This window comes from Amycolatopsis sp. YIM 10, from assembly GCF_009429145.1.
In the GTDB taxonomy this organism is placed as follows: Bacteria; Actinomycetota; Actinomycetes; order Mycobacteriales; family Pseudonocardiaceae; genus Amycolatopsis.
Genome location: NZ_CP045480.1, coordinates 9,170,814 through 9,187,866, shown reverse-complemented (window position 1 = coordinate 9,187,866; position 17,053 = coordinate 9,170,814). Strand labels below are relative to the sequence as shown.

General features: G+C 70.1%; 10 protein-coding genes. All 10 read left to right on the top strand.

All coding sequences use genetic code 11. The features are described 5' to 3' along the window. The first annotated feature begins 11 nt into the window (after nucleotides 1-11). The 10 genes from YIM_RS42540 (at nucleotide 12) to YIM_RS42495 (ending at nucleotide 17,049) form a co-directional block, all read left to right on the top strand. Nucleotides 12-1,205 carry an MFS transporter gene (locus YIM_RS42540; protein WP_153037607.1) on the top strand — a complete coding sequence of 398 codons (1,194 nt, stop codon included), beginning with the start codon at nucleotides 12-14 and terminating at the stop codon, nucleotides 1,203-1,205. Nucleotides 1,206-1,346: 141 nt separating this feature from the next. Beyond that, nucleotides 1,347-3,032 (top strand): fatty acyl-AMP ligase, encoded by a 1,686-nt coding sequence (locus tag YIM_RS42535; protein WP_153035744.1) that lies wholly within the window; start codon nucleotides 1,347-1,349, stop codon nucleotides 3,030-3,032. Continuing rightward, a complete protein-coding gene (locus YIM_RS42530) occupies nucleotides 3,029-9,466 on the top strand; it encodes a beta-ketoacyl synthase N-terminal-like domain-containing protein (RefSeq protein WP_370468922.1) in 6,438 nt (2,145 codons plus the stop codon). Before YIM_RS42535 ends, YIM_RS42530 begins: the two co-directional genes overlap by 4 nt. Next, nucleotides 9,415-11,007: an acyl-CoA carboxylase subunit beta gene (locus YIM_RS42525; RefSeq protein WP_153035743.1), complete on the top strand. Its 1,593-nt coding sequence runs from the start codon at nucleotides 9,415-9,417 to the stop codon at nucleotides 11,005-11,007. Before YIM_RS42530 ends, YIM_RS42525 begins: the two co-directional genes overlap by 52 nt. A gap of 14 nt (nucleotides 11,008-11,021) precedes the next feature. Next, a complete protein-coding gene (locus YIM_RS42520) occupies nucleotides 11,022-11,996 on the top strand; it encodes an alpha/beta hydrolase family protein (RefSeq protein WP_153035742.1) in 975 nt (324 codons plus the stop codon). Nucleotides 11,997-12,021: 25 nt separating this feature from the next. Further along, nucleotides 12,022-13,257 (top strand): lipase family protein, encoded by a 1,236-nt coding sequence (locus YIM_RS42515; RefSeq protein ID WP_370468921.1) that lies wholly within the window; start codon nucleotides 12,022-12,024, stop codon nucleotides 13,255-13,257. A gap of 152 nt (nucleotides 13,258-13,409) precedes the next feature. Continuing rightward, a complete protein-coding gene (locus YIM_RS42510) occupies nucleotides 13,410-14,630 on the top strand; it encodes an acetyl-CoA carboxylase biotin carboxylase subunit family protein (protein ID WP_228004362.1) in 1,221 nt (406 codons plus the stop codon). Between the two features lie 81 nt (nucleotides 14,631-14,711). Next, entirely contained in the window at nucleotides 14,712-15,026 is a 315-nt protein-coding gene (locus YIM_RS42505) for a type VII secretion target (RefSeq protein ID WP_153035740.1), read from the top strand. Continuing rightward, nucleotides 15,027-16,637 carry an alpha/beta hydrolase gene (locus YIM_RS42500; RefSeq protein ID WP_153035739.1) on the top strand — a complete coding sequence of 537 codons (1,611 nt, stop codon included), beginning with the start codon at nucleotides 15,027-15,029 and terminating at the stop codon, nucleotides 16,635-16,637. Between the two features lie 13 nt (nucleotides 16,638-16,650). Beyond that, the gene (locus tag YIM_RS42495; RefSeq protein WP_153035738.1) at nucleotides 16,651-17,049 is read left to right on the top strand and encodes a hypothetical protein; all 399 of its coding nucleotides are present in this window, start codon (nucleotides 16,651-16,653) and stop codon (nucleotides 17,047-17,049) included. Nucleotides 17,050-17,053 lie beyond the last annotated feature (4 nt).

Genomic DNA, 17,053 nt, shown 5'->3' with positions numbered 1-17,053 from the left:
CGGGTCGCGCGGTGGTCCCCACGCTGGTGGTGATCGCCCTCGGCGGCTTCGTCACCAGCCTGGACAACAACATCGTCGCGGCCGGGGTGCCGTCGATGGCCCGAGAACTGGGCCTCGGCCTCGGCGAACTGCAGTGGGTCAGCATCGGCTACATGCTGCCGTTCGCCGCGTTGCTGCTGGTCGCCGGTCTGCTGGTGGACCGGCTGGGCCAGGCCCGCACGCTGGTCGGCGGGCTGATCGGCTTCGGCATCGGCGCGGTGGCGGGCGGGTTCGCCACCACCGGCTGGGTGCTCATCGGCGCGCGCGTGCTCCAGGGCACGGCGGCGGCGTTCATGGTGCCCGGTCTGCTGAGCCTGTTGCGCACCAACCTGAACAGCCGCCAGCGCGCGGTCGGTGCCACGTTGTGGACGGCGAGCCTGGCCGTCGCGCTGGCGGTCGGCCCGACCGTTGGCGGCCTGCTCAGCGAATACCTGCACTGGGGCTGGATCTTCTTCAGCAACCTGCCGTTCGTGGCCGCGATCGCGCTGCTCGTGCCCGCCACCGCGGGTGGGCAGCGCCACCGCGGTGAGCGGATCCACTTCCGCCCGATGTTCGAAGCCTTCTGGCAGCGGGTGTTCGTCAGCGGGCTGCTGGTGCAGATCCTGTGGGGCCTCGGTGTTTCCGGGGTGTTCTTCTTCACCCCCTTGCTGCACCAGGAATCGCTCGGGCTGACTCCGCTGCTGGCCGGGTTGCCGCTGGTACTGGTGGCGCTGGCGATCATGGCGGCCACCCCGGCCGTGCCGTGGTCGGTGACCCGCTTCGGTCCACACCGGACCGTGGCGGTCGGGCTGACCGGGGTGGCGCTCGGCCTGATCGCGGTGGCACTGGTGAACCACATACCGGAAATACCGCCCAGAATTCCCGGTTTGCTGCTGATCGGCGCGGGCTCGGCGTTGACCACGCCGTTGACTTCGTTCGCGCTCGAAGTGGTTCCCGGTGAACACGCCGGAATGGCCTCCGGGTTGCTCACCGCGTCCAGGGAACTGTCCGGCGCGGCCGGGGTCGCATTGATCGGCGTGGTGTTGACCTCGGTACGGGCCGGGCACCTCGGTCTCGGCGAAGGTCGAGCGCTGGCAACGGGTTACACCGCCGGGCTGTACACCGCGGCCGGGCTCGAACTGGCCGGTGCGGCACTGGCGCTCGCAGTGTTCCGCCGCCGCGAATGAGCTTTTGTGCGGCTGATGACAAGCCGCTCTCGAATTGTCCGAGCGGGGATGAGCAGGCGAATTCTAGTTCGTTGACAGCCCACCAGCCCCTTCCTATCTTCAGAAAACGGTTTTTGTTCCCGGCACCTTTTTCGAGGGACGATGACGACTGAAACGCTGGCCACCCTGCTTCGCCACTGGGCGGGCAGGCGCGGCGACGAGACCGCGGTGACCTTTTTGGACTACCGCACCAGTGAGGACGGCCGCGCCGCCTTCCTGACCTGGCGCGAGCTGGACGACCGGGTCAGCGCGGTGGCCGCGAGAGCACTGGAGCTGGCCGAGCCGGGTGAGCGCGCGGCGGTCCTGGTCGAGCAGTCGGCCGACTACGTGGTCGCCTTCCTCGGTGCGCTCCGGGCGGGACTGGTTGCCGTGCCGTTGTTCGCGCCGAACCTGCCCGGTCACGCCGGGCGGCTGACCGCGGTGCTCGCCGACTGCGACCCACGGCTCGCGCTCACCACCGCGCCGCGGCTGGACCAGGTCGCCGAGTTCGTCGATCCGAAAAGGACGGAACTGGTCGCGGTCGACCTGGTGCCCAGGGCGCGCGAACGGGAGTGGCCGGTGCCGGACCCGGACGACCTCGCGTACCTCCAGTACACCTCGGGCTCGACGCGCAGCCCGGCCGGGGTGATGCTCAGCCACCGCAACGTGCTCGCGAACGCGCGCCAGGCCTGCGAGGCGTACGGCGCGGTCACCGGGCACACCACCACGGTCAGCTGGCTGCCGTTGTTCCACGACATGGGCCTGGTGCTCGGCATCGCCGCGCCGATGGTCGCGGGCATGGCCGCCACCCTGCTGGACCCGGTGGCGTTCCTGGAAAGCCCCGGCCGCTGGTTGCGTGCGCTCTCCGCGAGTCCCGGTGCGATCAGTGCGGCGCCCAACTTCGCCTACGGCTACAGCGCTTCCCGGGTCTCGGAGCGCGAGAAGAGCTACCTCGAACTCAGCCGCGTGGTGTCGTTGATCAACGGCAGCGAGCCGGTGCTCCCGTCGACGATCGCGCAGTTCCAGACCGCGTTCGGCGAATGCGGTCTCGACCCGGCGGTGCACCGGGCCTCCTACGGGCTCGCGGAGGCGACCGTGCTCGTTTCGGTCACCGAAGCCGGGAAGCCGTCGCGGCAGGTCTCCTTCGACCGCGACCGGCTCGCCGCCGGGGCGGCTGTGCCGTCCGGTGGCGGCGATTCGTCCACTTTGGTCTCGTGCGGGTACGCCGCCGGGCAGCAGCTGCGCGTGGTCGATCCGGAGCAGCGCAAGGCGTTGCCCGATGGCACGGTCGGCGAGATCTGGGTACGCGGCGAGAACGTCGGCCGGGGTTACTGGCGCAATCCGAAGGCCTCCGCGGAGGTTTTCGGCCTGCGACTGGACGGGACCGGCGGGTGGCTGGCCACCGGTGATCTCGGCGTGTTGTTCGACGGCGAACTCTATGTCACGGGCCGCCGCAAGGACCTGGTGATCGTCGACGGCCGCAACCACTACCCGCAGGACATCGAGCAGACCGTGGAAGAGCATCCGGCGGTGCGGCGGCATTCGGCCGCGGCGTTCGCCATACCGCTCGACGAGGGGGAGGCAGCCGTGGTGGTGCTGGAACGCGCGAAGAACCTGGAGGAGGCGAACCTGGCGGCCGCGACGGAAGCGCTGCGTGCCGAGGTGGCCAGCCGGCACGGGTTGAAGCTGACCGATCTGGTCTTCCTGGCGCCCGGCGAGGTGCCGCGGACCTCCAGCGGCAAGATCAGCCGGTCCTCCTGCCGGGCCCGTTACCTCGACGGTGCCTTCGCCGACCGGAGGCTGTCGTGAACGCCGCCGAGCTGACCGCGTGGCTGGTCGGGCGGGTGGCCGCGTTGCTCGGCCGTCCGGCGAGCGAGATCGACACCCACCGCCCGCTGCGGGAGGCCGGACTGTCCTCACGCGACACGGTCACGCTGACCGGCGACCTGCGGAAGCTGCTCGGCCGGGCACTGCCGCCCACTCTGCTGTGGGAGCACTCCACCATCGCCGGTCTGGCAGACGCACTGTCCACAGAGGAACAGAAAGTGCACCGGCCGATGGCGCGCGCCGAAGAGGGCGAGCCGATCGCGGTGGTCGGCATCGGCGTCCGGCTGCCCGGCGGGGTCGAATCACCCGCCGGCTTCTGGGACCTGCTCGACGGTGGGCGCGAGGCGATCGGAACCGTCCCGGATGGACGGTGGGAGGCCTTCGCCGATCCCGCCGCACTGGCGGCCGTGCCCCAGCGCGGGGGCTTCCTCGCGGACGCCACCGGCTTCGACGCCGGGTTCTTCGGCATCACCCCACGGGAAGCCGAGGCCATGGACCCGCAGCAGCGCGTGCTGCTGGAGGTCGCGTGGTCCGCGCTGGAGCACGCGGGCATTCCGCCGAGCACGCTCGCCGGCACCCGGACCGGGGTCTTCACCGGGGTTTCCGCCGGCGAGTACGGCATGCTCACGATGAGCGATCTCGACACCATCGACGCCTGGTCCGGGACCGGGGCGGCGATGAGCATCGCGTCGAACCGGTTGTCCTACCTGCTCGACCTGCGCGGTCCGAGTCTGACCGTGGACACCGCCTGCTCGTCTTCGCTGGTCGCCGTGCACATGGCGGTGCAGAGCCTGCAGCGCGGCGAGAGCGAGACGGCGCTGGCGGCCGGGGTCAGCCTGATGCTGTCGCCGGGCATCACGGCGAACTTCCACCGGGCCGGCGTGCTCGCCGAGGACGGCCGCTGCAAACCGTTCGCCGGTGACGCCGACGGCATCGTGCGCGGTGAGGGCTGCGGGGTGGTGGTACTGCGCCGGTTGAGCGAGGCGCGCCGGGCGGGAGACCGGGTTCTCGCGGTGATCCGCGGCAGCGCGGTGAACTCCGACGGCCGGTCGAACGGCCTGATGGCGCCCAATCCGCGGGCGCAGGAGATGGTGCTCGCCGACGCCTACGCGGCGGCGGGGGTCGACCCGGAGGGGGTCGACTACGTGGAGGCGCACGGCACCGGCACGCCGCTCGGCGATCCGATCGAGGCGGCGGCGCTGGGCGCCGTGCTGGGCAGCGGCCGGGAGTGGGGGCGGCCGCTGCTGATCGGTTCGGTGAAGAGCAATCTCGGCCACCTGGAGGGCGCGGCGGGCATCGTCGGCCTGATCAAGGTGGTGCTCTCGCTGGGGAACCGGCGCCTGCCGGCCAGCCTGCACTTCGACACACCCAACGCGCAGATCGACTTCAACGGCCTCGGCCTGCGGGTGGTCGGCGAGCCGGTGCGCTGGCCGCGATACTCCGGCATGGCCAGGGCGGGAGTGTCGGCCTTCGGCTTCGGCGGCACCAACGCGCACGTGGTGCTGGAGGAATGGCCCGCCGGGGCGTTCCCGGCGAAGCGGATCGGTGACGGGGCGGGCGTGTTCGCCGTTTCCGACCGCACCAAAGAAGGCGTGCGCGCCCGCGCGGCGGATCTCGCGCGGTGGCTGGATTCGGCCGACGACGTCTCGCTCGGTGCGCTGGCGTCCACTTTGGCCGGTCGGCGCGAGAACCTCCCGATCCGGTCTGTGGTGATCGCCGAGGATCGCGCGCAGCTGGCGGACGGGCTCCGGTCGCTGGCCGACAACCGGCCCCACGCCTCGGTGATCAGCGGCGAAGCGTCGTCGACGCCGCCCGAGCCGGTTTTTGTGTTCTCCGGTTACGGATCGCAGTGGCGGGGGATGGGTCGTGAACTGCTCGCGACCGAGCCGGTGTTCCGCGACAAGATCGACGAGCTGGAGCCGGTTTTCCTGAACGAGGCCGGATTTTCCCTGCGTGGAGCGCTGGAAGGCGAACCGGAAGGGCTGGCGGGCATCCAGCTCGCCCTGCTCGGCACGCAGCTCGCGCTGGCCGCGCTCTGGCGCTCGCACGGGGTGGAGCCGGCCGCGGTGCTCGGGCATTCGATGGGTGAGGTCGCCGCGTCGGTGGTCGCCGGGGCGCTGGAGGTCGCCGAGGGCGTGCGCGTGATGGCGATCCGGTCGCGGCTGCTGGAGACGATGGACAGCACCGGCGCGATGGCGGTGGTTGAGCTGTCTCCGGCCGAACTGTCCGATTTGGAGACCAACTTCCCCGGTATTACGGTGGCCGTCTACGCCTCGCCGACGCAGTGCACGGTCAGCGGCGACGCCGATCAGGTGGCGGCGCTGGTGGCACACGTGGAAAGCCTCGGCCGGCTGGCGAAACCGCTGAAGGTCGCTGGTGCCGGGCACTCGTCCGCAGTGGACGGTCTGCTCGGGCGGTTCCGTGCCGAACTCGGGCCACTGCACCCGCGCGTGCCCGAGATCGCCTGCTACACCAGCGTGCTCGACGACGCCCGCGAGGAACCCGAATTCGACGTCGAGTACTGGGCGGCGAACCTGCGGCGGCCGGTGCGGTTCACCCAGGCCCTCGACGCGGCGATGGCCGATGGGCACACGTTGTTCCTGGAGATTTCCCCGCATCCGGTGGCACTGGCCGCGATCGAGCAGACCGCCGCCGGTCGCGCGACCGGTCTCGGCAGCTCAAGCCGGACTGCCGGGGAGCGCGCCACATTCCTCACCTCGCTGGCTCGACTGCACGTGCTCGGTGTGCCGGGAGTGCTGGAAGCGCGCTGCACCAAGACGACGCCCGTCGAACTGCCCGGCCCGCGCTGGCGGCACCAGCGGTTCTGGCCGGCCCGCCGTCGGGGCCAGTCGGGGGCACACCCGCTGCTCGGCACGCACGTCGAACTGCCGGACGACGGCAGGCACGTGTGGCGCGGCGAAGTCGGGACCGACGCGCACCCGTGGCTCGTGGACCACGCGGCGCTCGGCGTGCCCGTGTTCCCCGGCACCGGTTTCCTGGAGCTGGCGCTGGCCGCCGCGCGCACCGCGCTCAAGTCGGACGCGGTGGTGGTCACCGAGCTGGAGTTGTTGAAGCTGCTGCCGTTGTCCGCGCGGACCGAGGTGACCACCACGTTCTCGGCCGAGCAGAACCGGGTCGAGGTGCACGCGAAGTCGGCGACCGGCGAGTGGACCCGGCACGCCACCGCGAAGATCCGCATCGGCGAGGAATCGGCCGAACCGCTTTCCGGTGCCGAGGACGGTGAGCCGTTCGACCTGTACCGGGCGCTCGACGCGATCGGGCAGAGCTACGGGCCCGCGTTCCGCGGCTTGCGCGAGGTGACCGCCGCGCCCGGCCGGGCCACGGCCTCGATCTCGCCACCGGCCGAACCCCAGTACGTTCTGCATCCCGCGCTGGCCGACGCCTGTCTGCACGCGCTCGCCGCGGCCGCCGATCTCGACCAGGCGGAAGGCCTCTACCTGCCGCTTTCGATCGGTTCGGTCAGCCTGACCGGCGATCCGCGGCACGGCGTCCGGGTGCAAGCGGTGATCGAGTCGGTCGAGGACGACGGCCTGGTCGGCTCGGTGCGCCTGCTCGATGGTTCCGGTGCGGTCGTGGTGGCCATCAGCGAGGTCTACGTCCGGCGGTTCCAGCGCTCCTCGTTGCCGGTTCCATTGTCCGGCAAGGTGTTCGAGGCCCGGTGGGAACAGGCCGAGCTGCCGGTCGAGCAGCCAGGCGGCCGGACCTGGCTGGTGCTCGGCGAACTGGCCGAGCCGGAGCTGGCCGCCTTCCGCGACGCGGTGTCCGGCCGGGGCGACGAACTGCTGGTGCGCCGCGAAACCGAGGGACTGGCCGCTTTCCTGCGGGACAGGTCCGAAGTGGACGCTGTGCTGCACATGGTCGGCCGCGGCACGATGGAGCCGGAGGCGGGCGAACGGCTCGTGCTCGCTGCCGGGGCGGTGGTCGCGGAACTGGCCGAACTGACCGACCCGCCGCGCCTGTGGCTGATCGGCTCCGGCAGCGCGGTGATCGAACCGGGTGAGGCGGGCTGTCCCGGCATCGCGGCCCTGCGCGGGCTGGTCCGGGTGCTCGCCTTCGAACACCCCGAGATCCGCGCGAGCCTGCTTGACTTCGACGCCGAACCCGATCCCGCGCGGTTGTGGGTCACCGAACTGCACGACGAGATCCGCGCCGATTCCCCGGCCGACGAAGTCGCCTGGCGCGAAGGCGTCCGGTACGTGCGGCGTCTGGCTCGGCCGACGCTGACGCCCGGTGAACCCGCTGTCCGCGATGGCGCGTACGTGATCACCGGCGGCCTCGGCGGCCTGGGTCTGCACGCCGCGCGCTGGCTGCTCGACCGGGGCGCGGACCGGGTGGTGCTCTCCAGCCGCAGGGGTGGCGAGGCACCGATGGCCGGGGTGGAGGTGGTCGCCGGGGACATCGCCGAACCCGGCGTGGCCACGCGGTTGGTCGAGGCCGCGACCAGGGACGGCATGCCGTTGCGCGGGGTGCTGCACGCGGCCGGTGTGCTGGCCGACGGCGCCGCGATGAAGCTGACCGCCGAGCAGGTGCGGCAGGCGTGGTGGCCCAAGGCGCACGGCGCGTGGCGGCTCCACGAGGCGACGATGGACCACGACCTGGACTGGTGGCTCGTCTACTCCTCGGCGGCCTCCCTGCTCGGCTCGCCCGGCCAGGCCGCCTACGCGACGGCGAACGCCTGGATGGATTCGCTGGTGGAGTGGCGCCGCGCGAACGGGCTGCCCGCGACCACGATCAACTGGGGTGCCTGGGGCGACATCGGGGCGGCGGCCGGGACGAAGAACCCGGTGCTCGAACCGCTCAGCCCGGACGAAGGCCTCGAAGCGCTGGAGGCCGTACTCGCCGACGGCCGGGCCGCCACCGGGGTGGCCCGCCTCGACACCACGACCGTGCTGACGCTCTTTCCGCAGCTCACAGCCCGGACTTTCTTCGGCCTGCTGGCACCGGACGAGGCCGCGGCGGAGTCGGCGTGGGACGGCATGGCCACGTTGCGGTCGGCCGAACCGGCGGCGGCGCGGGCGGCACTGGCCGACCACCTGGTGGCGATCGTCGCGGGGTTGATGGGCTTCGAACCGGAGCAGATCGACCGCAACTGCCCGCTGACCCAGCTCGGCCTGGACTCGCTGCTGGCCATGCGGGCGCGGGGTGCGGTGGAGCGTGACTTCGGGTTGTCGTTGCCGATGCCGTTGCTGTTGCGCGGTGCCTCACTGGCGGAAGTGGCCACTCACCTGGCCGAAGCCGCCGGGTTCGGTGGCGCACCGGTGGAAGCCACGCCGGTGTCCACTGTGGTCGGTCCGCGCGATCCGGCCGAGCGCTGGGTCGCCAGGGTGTGGCGTGAAGTGCTGGCCGGTCGTGAACCCGGGGTCTACGAGGACTTCTTCCTGGTGGGCGGGGATGCCGAACGGGCGGAGCGGCTGCGCGCGGCGATCTCGGAGGAACTGAGCCAGGTCCCGGACGAGCGGACGCTGTTCGCCGCACCGACCATCGCCGCGATGGCCGACCTGCTGCGAGCCGAGATCGAAGGGCACGGCGGCGGCCCGATCCGGCTGCTGCGCGACGGCGTCGCGAGCGACCCGGTGTTCCTGTTCCACCCCGCCGGTGGTCCGACCAGTGTCTACCGCGCGCTGGTGGACCGGCTCACCGACGGCCAGCCCGCGTACGGCTTCGAACGCCTCGACGATCTCGAAGACCTGGAGGACAAGGCCGCCTGCTACGCCGAGCTGGTCAGGGAGGTCCAGCCGAACGGGCCGTACCGGCTGGGTGGCTGGTCGTTCGGCGGCTGCCTCGCCTACGAGACGGCGCAGCAGCTGGCGAGTGCGGGTGAAGAGGTCGATCTGGTGTTCCTGATCGACTCGATCCTGCCGCTGCCCGCGCCCGGCCGGTCGTCGGCGGACCTGCTGCTCGAACGGTTCGGCCGGTTCGCCGAGCACATCGAGCGGACCTACGGCGCCGAGCTGGACCTGAACGGACTGGAGCTGGGCGGGCTGGACGAGCGCGCGCAGATCCGGGCGGTGATGGACCGGCTGGCCAGCAAGGTGCCCGGCCTCGGGCAGGGTGTGCTGCACCACCAGTACACGTCCTATCTGGACGCTCGCGTGGCCGAGCGCTACCGGCCGCGGCCCTATTCCGGCCGGGTGGTGCTGTTCCGCGCGCGGGAACCGCATCCGCTGACCACCTCGCTCGACCCGCGGTACCTGCGCACCGACGACGCACTGGGCTGGGACGAGCTGTGCCCGGCGCTGGAGGTGGTCCGGGCGCCCGGCGACCACCTGTCGCTGATCGACCCGCCGAACGTCGAGGTGATCTCCGACCGGCTGAACCGGTTGCTGAACGGAGGGAGTGCGGCATGTACACCGACCACACCGACGGCGGCCACCACTCGACCGCCTACCGCATAGCCGATCTCGCCGACCGGCGGGACGAGGTCGAGCGCATCGCCGAGAAGCGCGCGGTCGATCGCCAGCACGCCAAGGGAAAGCTCACCGCCCGCGAACGGGTGGAGCTGCTCGTCGATCCGGACTCCTTTGTGGAGTTGGACCAGTTCGCCCGCCACCGCTGCACGGACTTCGGCATGGAGTCGAACCGCCCGTACGGCGACGGCGTGGTCACCGGGCACGCGACGATCGACGGCCGCCAGGTCTGCCTGTTCTCGCAGGACTTCACCGTGTTCGGCGGCAGCATGGGCGAGGTCTTCGGCGAGAAGGTGCTGAAGGTGATGGACCTCGCGATGACCATCGGCTGCCCGGTGATCGGCATCAACGATTCGGGTGGTGCGCGGATCCAGGAGGGTGTCGTCTCGCTGGCGCACTACGCGGAACTGGGGCGCCGCAACGCCTTGGCCTCCGGGGTGATCCCGCAGATCTCGATGATCATGGGGCCGTGCGCCGGTGGTGCGGTGTATTCGCCCGCGATCACCGACTTCACCGTGATGGTCGACCGCACCTCGCACATGTTCGTCACCGGGCCGGACGTGGTGCACGCGGTCACCGGGGCACGGGTGAGCACCGAGGAACTCGGCGGTTCGGTGACCAACAGCGAGGTCTCCGGCAACGCGCACCACCGGGCGGTCGACGAGGAGGACGCCGTCGACTTCGTGCGGACCCTGCTCGGCTACCTGCCATCGAACAATGTGGACGGTCCGCCGGAGTTCGCCGACGAGACGGCGGCCGGGCTGACCCCGTCCGACCTCGAACTCGACCGCGTGGTCCCGGACTCGATCAACCAGTCCTACGACATGACCGAGGTCATCACGCGTATCGCCGACGACGGTGACTTCCTGGAGATCCACGCCGGTTTCGCGCCGAACATGATCTGCGCCTTCACCAGGATCGAAGGGCGCACCATCGGCGTGGTCGCCAACCAGCCGGCGCGCCAGGCCGGGGTGATCGACATCGACGCGTCGGAGAAGGCGGCCAGGTTCGTCCGGTTCTGCGACGCGTTCGGCATCCCGATCCTCACCCTGGCCGACGTTCCCGGTTACCTGCCGGGTGTCGACCAGGAACGCCACGGGATCATCCGCCGCGGCGCCAAGCTCATCTACGCCTACTCGGAAGCCACCGTGCCGAAGGTGACCGTGGTGACCCGCAAGGCCTACGGCGGCGGTTACGCGGTGATGGGCTCGAAGCACGTCGGCGCCGACGTGAACATCGCCTGGCCCACCGCGGAAATCGCGGTCATGGGTGCCGAGGGCGCGGTACGCGTGCTGCGCCGGCGGGAGCTGGCCGGTCTCGACGGTCCGGAAAGGACAGCGGCGGAACGGCGGTTCGTCGACGAGTACCGGGAACGCCACGGCGGCCCGTACACCGCGGCCGACCGCGGTTACGTGGACCTGGTCATCCCGCCTTCGCAGACCCGCCTCCAGGTTGCCAGGGCATTCCGCCTGCTGCGCGGCAAGCGGCAGGTCCTGCCCGCCAAGAAGCACGGCAACATCCCGCTTTAGCGAATGGAGGACGGATGAGAAGACGCTGGCTGCTGGCAGTCCCCCTGCTCGTGGCAGTTGCCCTGCCGGTGCCGTCGGCCACCGCGATCCCGCCGGTGACCGCGGACAACGGCGCGAAGATCGTCAAGGAGACCCGGCTCGACGCGCGCACGGTGGACATCGAGATCAGCTCGCCCTCGCTGGCCGGCACCGGGATGGTCCGCCTGCTGCTGCCGTCGAAGTGGGCGGCCGAGCCGAACCGCACCTGGCCGACGCTGTACCTGCTGCACGGCTGCTGCGAACCGGTGGACTACCGCTCCTGGTACGAGTTCACCGACGTCGAGCAGTTCACCGCGGACAAGGACACCATCGTGGTGATGCCCACCGACGGCAAGGCGGGCATGTACACCAAGTGGTGGAACCTCGGGCTCAAGTCCACTCCGGACTGGGAGACCTTCCACACGCTGGAGGTGCGCCAGCTGGTCGAGCGCGGATATCGCGGCGGTACCCAGCGCGCGGTCGCCGGGGTGTCGATCGGCGGCTACGGCGCGATGGCGTACGCGTTCCGGCACAAGGGGATGTTCGGCGCGGCCGCCTCCTACAGCGGAATGCCGAACACGCTGTTCCCCGGCACGCCCGCGGTGATCAAGGGAATCCTGGTCCGCGAGGGCTTCTACAACTGGTTCGACCTCTGGGGCCACGAGATCACCAACATCTTCACCTGGTCGGACCGGAACCCCTTCGACCACGTCGACGACCTGCGCGGAACCGCGCTGTACATCTCGTGCGGCAACGGCCGCACCGGACCGCTCGATCCGCCGGGGCAGAGCGACGTGCTGGAACCGGCGGCCGAGCTGACGTCGCGCAGCTTCACCGATCGGCTCAGATCGCGGGGGATCCCCGCCACGGTCGACTACTACGGCGACGGCACGCACAGCTGGCCGTACTGGGAACGCGCGCTGCACAACTCCTGGCCGGTGCTGGCACCCGCACTCGGGCTGCCCGCCTGACCGTCCGTCTATTTTGGAGGATTCATTGAGCAAGCACAGATTCGGCCGAGTGCTGCGGGCAGGCGCCTGCGCGATCACCGCCCTGCTGGCGCTTTCGGTGACCAGCACGGTTTCCTCGGCAGTGGAACCAGTGGACGCGGCACCCGCCGCGGCCGGGCTGCCCGGGCCGTTCGACGACTCCTTCTACACCCCGCCTTCACCGTTGCCCGCGGGCAAGCCGGGTGACGTGATCCGCTGGCGACCGTCGATACCCGGGCTGAACACGCTCAACGCGAACGCCTGGGAGGTCATGTACCTCTCGGTCAACGCGCTGGGCAAGCCGAACGCGGTGACCGGCACGGTGCTGGTGCCCAAGGGCGTCGACCCGGCCACCGCACCGATCGTCGGCTTCGGCGTCGGCACCCAGGGCCCGGCGTTCAAGTGCACGCCGTCGAAGGCGATCTCGCGCGGCACGCTGTACGACCAGCCCGCCATCAACGACTCGCTGAGCGCCGGTTACGCGGTGGCGGTCACCGACTACGAGGGTTACTCGAAGGACACCGTCCCGACCTACATCGTCGGGCAGTCGATGGGCCCGGCGCTGATCGACTCGGTGCGGGCGGCGCAGAACCTGGACGCGGCGAAGCTGTCGAAGTCGTCGAAGGTGGTCTTCCAGGGTTACTCGCAGGGCGGCGGTGCCGCGATGTGGGCGGCGGAGAAGCAGCCGTCGTACGCGCCGGAACTGAACCTGGTCGGGGTGGCGGCCGGTGGGGTGCCCGCCGATCTGAACGAGGTCGCGAAGGGGCTCGACGGCTATCTGGGCTTCGGCTTCCTCGCTTTCGCCGCGGTCGGCCTCGACACCGCGTATTCGGATCTGAAGCTGGATTCGTACCTGAACGACACCGGCCGCGCGGAACTGGAGGAGGCCAAGGAAAACGCGTGCGTGGTGGAACTGCTGGCGAACTACCCGTTCAAGAAGATCAGCGACTACACCACGAGCAATCCGCTGAACACCCCGCAGTGGCAGGCGCGGCTGGCGCAGAACAAGCTCGGTGCCAACCCGCCGAAGGTGCCGGTGTTCCAGTACCACGCGATCGCGGACGAGATCGTGAACACGCCGCAGGCCGACGCGCTGCACAAGTCCTACTGCGGCAAGGGCGTGAAGGTGCAGTGGAACACCTACCTGGCCGAGCACCTGACCGGCATCTTCGCCGGCAACGCCGACGCGCACAAGTGGATCAGCGACCGGTTCACCGGTGCTAGCGCACCTTCGAACTGCTGATTGTTCGTTCTTGCGCGGCTTTCCCGGTGATTTTCCCGGGAAAGCCGCGCTGCTCGAGCGCTGTTGGTAAACGGCTCGAGCGCGATTGAAAGCGGTGTGAAAAACGAACTACCCTGGGGTGGAAAATGTCTGCGCGAGCCCCAGGGGATTCGATGAAACGGCACATCACGATCATCCACCGGTGGCGCGAGCGTTACGCCGAATACGCGGAGTACCTCGACCATTCCGAAAACAACGTGACCTACATCACCACCGATGTCGGGGTGCAGGGCGTTCCGGAGGGTGCCGCGGCCACCGCGCTCGTGGTGAACACCGACGACCTCGACGAGGTGCGCGCCAAGGTGGTCGAGCTGGCCGCCCGGTTCGGCAAGCCCGCTGGGATCGTCGCGCTCAAAGAGGACGATCTCGAAGTGGGCGCGGCGCTGCGCGAAGAGTTCGGCTGCCCTGGTCCGCGGGTGTCGGCCTTCTTGCCGTTCCGCGACAAACTGGTGATGTGCGGCGTGATCCGGGACGCCGGGCTGGCACTGCCCGCGTTCGGCCCGGCCGCCACCGCCGACCAGGTGCTGGAGTTCGCCGACGAGCACGGGTGGCCGGTGATCGTCAAGCCGCGCAGCGAGAGCAGCAGCGCGGGCGTGGTCATCGTGACCGACGCCGAGCACCTGGCGACCCTGGAACTCGACGACTCGCGCATGGTGCAGAAGTTCGTCGACCACACGGTGTTCCACGTGGACGGTTACTTCGACGGCGTGGCGGTCCGCCGCTGGAGTTCGGCGGAGTACCTGAACACCTGCCTGAGCTTCCGCGGTGGTGGCGTTCTCGGCTCGGTGGAGGACGACGATCCGGAACGGCTCAAGGCGGTCGGCAACGCGACGGCGCAGTTCATCTCCGCGCTGACCGACGAACCGACGACCTTCCACCTGGAGGTATTTGTCGCCCCGGCCGCCGATGGCGGGTTCGAGGTCCAGTTCCTGGAAGTCGGCGCGCGCGTCGGTGGCGCGGAAATCCCGTTCCTGTGGCGGGACGTGCACGGTTACGACCTGATGCGGGCGGCCTTCGAATTGCAGCTGGGCCTGGTGCCGCAGGTGACCGACGCGCTGGAGGACAAGGACCTGGCGGGCTGGATGCTGGTCGCCGCGCCGGCGAAGCGCCCCTGCCTGATCACCGAGTCCACACCGGTGCTGGGCCTGACCCCCGGCCCCTACGCCGAACGCGTTCTGGAGGTCGGCGAGATCCTGCCGAACGCCGCCGCCTTCTACGAGCACGTCGGCGGCCGGTTCCGCTTCCGCGGCTCGACCAGCGCGGAGATCGTCGAGGCCATCGAGAACACGGTGCGTCACTTCCGGGTCGCCGCCACCCCGATCGAACCGGACTGACCGTCACCACCCAGCTCCTACCAAGGTTGTGGGTAATCATCCCGCCCCCGGATCGGCGCCAAGATCGTTAGAGTGACGCCGATGTCGAACGGGTACGAGGTCCAGCTGGAGGCGCTGCGCCGGGCGGCGCTGGCTGCCGATTCGGCCGCTGAGCAGGTGTCAGCGGCCGACCTCGCGAGCGCGCTCGGCGAGGCGGTGGCCGGGTTGCCCGGTGCCCGCTGCGCCCAGGCGGTCGAGGCGGTCGGTGAGGCCTGGCGGGGTGATCTCGCGGACTGGGCGTCGCAGGCGCGGGGTTACGGGCAGTCGCTGACCGGCGCGGCCGACGGGTACGCCCGCAACGACGCCGCCGTGGCGCAGGACTTCCACGGCGTCCGCATCGGGGGAGGCGCACCGTAGATGGTCAGCTACGGAGAAGTGCGGCAGTGGCGGCCCGGTCCGCTAGACAGCGCCGAACGGAGCCTCAAGGCCCTGTCCGACCAGCTGCTCGACCAGTCGGACGAGTTCGTCGGGCAGGGCACCCCGGCGGGGTGGTCCGGCGACGCCGCTTCGGCCGCGGCGCGGAAGCGCACCACGATCAGTGACCGGATGGACGGCATTCTCGCCGGGGTGCGGGCCGCCCGCGGCGGGCTGGCGCACGCGGCCGACGCGGTCACCAGCCTCAGCCACGCCGTCCAGGAAACCGACAACCTGGCTCAGGCCAACGGTTTCGGCATCGGGGACAACGGTGCCGTCCGGGATGTCTCGCCGCCGCGGCAGGTGCCGATCGAACAGGTCGAGGAGATTCGTCGGCAGCGGCAGCGCATGGCCGACGAACTGGTGGACCGCGTGGAGCGGATCCTGCTGCGTGCCAACGACATCGACGCGGAACTCGGCGCACTGCTGAGCAAGATCGCCACCGGGGAGGCCGGAACAGAGCCGGAGCGCCCCACGGCGGCCGGACCGCCCGACGGAAAGGGCACTCCGGCGGAGAACGCCGCCTGGTGGAACGGGCTGTCCGAGGACGAGCAGCAGCGGATCATCGAGAACCACCCCGACTGGATCGGCAATCGCGACGGCATTCCCGCGACCGATCGCGACCAGGCCAACCGGTCGATCCTGGCGGACGAGAAGACCCGGCTGGAGGCGGAAGAAGCCGCGCTGCGGGCCGATCTCGACGACAACTTCTTCGGCGGGGTCTTCACCGACGACGACGCCGAACTCGAAGCGGTCCAGGGCAAGTTGAAGGGCATCGAGGCGATCGAGTCCAAGTTGGACAGTACCGCCGGGCTCGGCGAGAACGAGCGGCACTACCTGCTGGGCTTCAGTACCAGCGACGACGGGCAAGCCATCGTCGCCAAGGGAAATCCCGACACCGCGGACAACGTGGCCACGTTCGTGCCCGGCACCGGCGCCGACCTCGAAGGTGTCGGCGGCCTGCTCAACCGCGGCGACAAGATGTGGCTCGCGGCCGACGACTCGAGCGCCGACGAGTCGACCTCGGTGATCACCTGGCTCGGCTACGACGCTCCGGACAACATTCCACTGGCGGCCTCGCAGGACTACGCGAGCGACGCCCGGCAGGACCTGGACAGCTTCCACGACGGGCTGCGTGTGACGCACGAGGCGGGCGGGCCCTCGCACAACACGGTCATCGGCCACAGCTACGGCAGCACGGTGATCGGGCACGCCGGCCGCGACCTGGACCTCGACGTGGACAAGATGGTCTTTGTCGGCAGTCCCGGGGTCGGCGTGGACACCGCGGCCGAACTCAACATCGATCCCGGCGACGTCTACGCCACCACCGCGCGTGAGGACATCATTCGCCTGACGCCGGAATTCATTCACGGAAACCACCCGGTCGACGACGATTTCGGCGCGCACGAGTTCCAGTCCGATCCCGGGGAGGACGGGATTTCCGGGAACGTGCACACCCACAGCGCCTATTGGGACGACGGCAACAAGTCGCTGACGAACCTCGGGCATATCATCGTCGGCAACACCGACAAGCTCAGCGCGGCAGCGCACTGACGGGGGATCAGGCATGGATTCGACGATCACCCTCGACGAGGCGAACCGTAGGCTCGACGCCTACATCGAGCAGGCGCTGGCGCAACTGCCGGCCGGTGCCGGACTCCGGGAACGGTTGCGGATCGAAGAAGAACCCTGCGACGACGTCGAAGGTGACCGCGGGAAGCAGCAGGCCAGCCGCAATTACCAGGTGACCGGAATCGATCCGGTGCGGATCCCGTCCTGTTTCGACACTCTGCGTGCCTGGTGGTTGAACAACGGTTTCCGCGTCCTGGACAACAATCCCGCCGACGAATTCCTGTGGGTGGAGAACGACGCGGACGGTTTCCGGATGACGCTGAAGGCGGCCGACGGGGGCAGGCTGATGCTGATCTCGTCCTCACCCTGCGTATGGCGGGAAGGCACCCCCTAGCCTC

Coding starts and splice junctions, on each gene's coding strand:
- YIM_RS42535 (WP_153035744.1), top strand. CDS start 1,347: ATGACGACTGAAACGCTGGCCACCCTGCTTCGCCACTGGGCGGGCAGG.
- YIM_RS42525 (WP_153035743.1), top strand. CDS start 9,415: ATGTACACCGACCACACCGACGGCGGCCACCACTCGACCGCCTACCGC.
- YIM_RS42520 (WP_153035742.1), top strand. CDS start 11,022: ATGAGAAGACGCTGGCTGCTGGCAGTCCCCCTGCTCGTGGCAGTTGCC.
- YIM_RS42510 (WP_228004362.1), top strand. CDS start 13,410: ATGAAACGGCACATCACGATCATCCACCGGTGGCGCGAGCGTTACGCC.
- YIM_RS42505 (WP_153035740.1), top strand. CDS start 14,712: ATGTCGAACGGGTACGAGGTCCAGCTGGAGGCGCTGCGCCGGGCGGCG.
- YIM_RS42500 (WP_153035739.1), top strand. CDS start 15,027: ATGGTCAGCTACGGAGAAGTGCGGCAGTGGCGGCCCGGTCCGCTAGAC.
- YIM_RS42495 (WP_153035738.1), top strand. CDS start 16,651: ATGGATTCGACGATCACCCTCGACGAGGCGAACCGTAGGCTCGACGCC.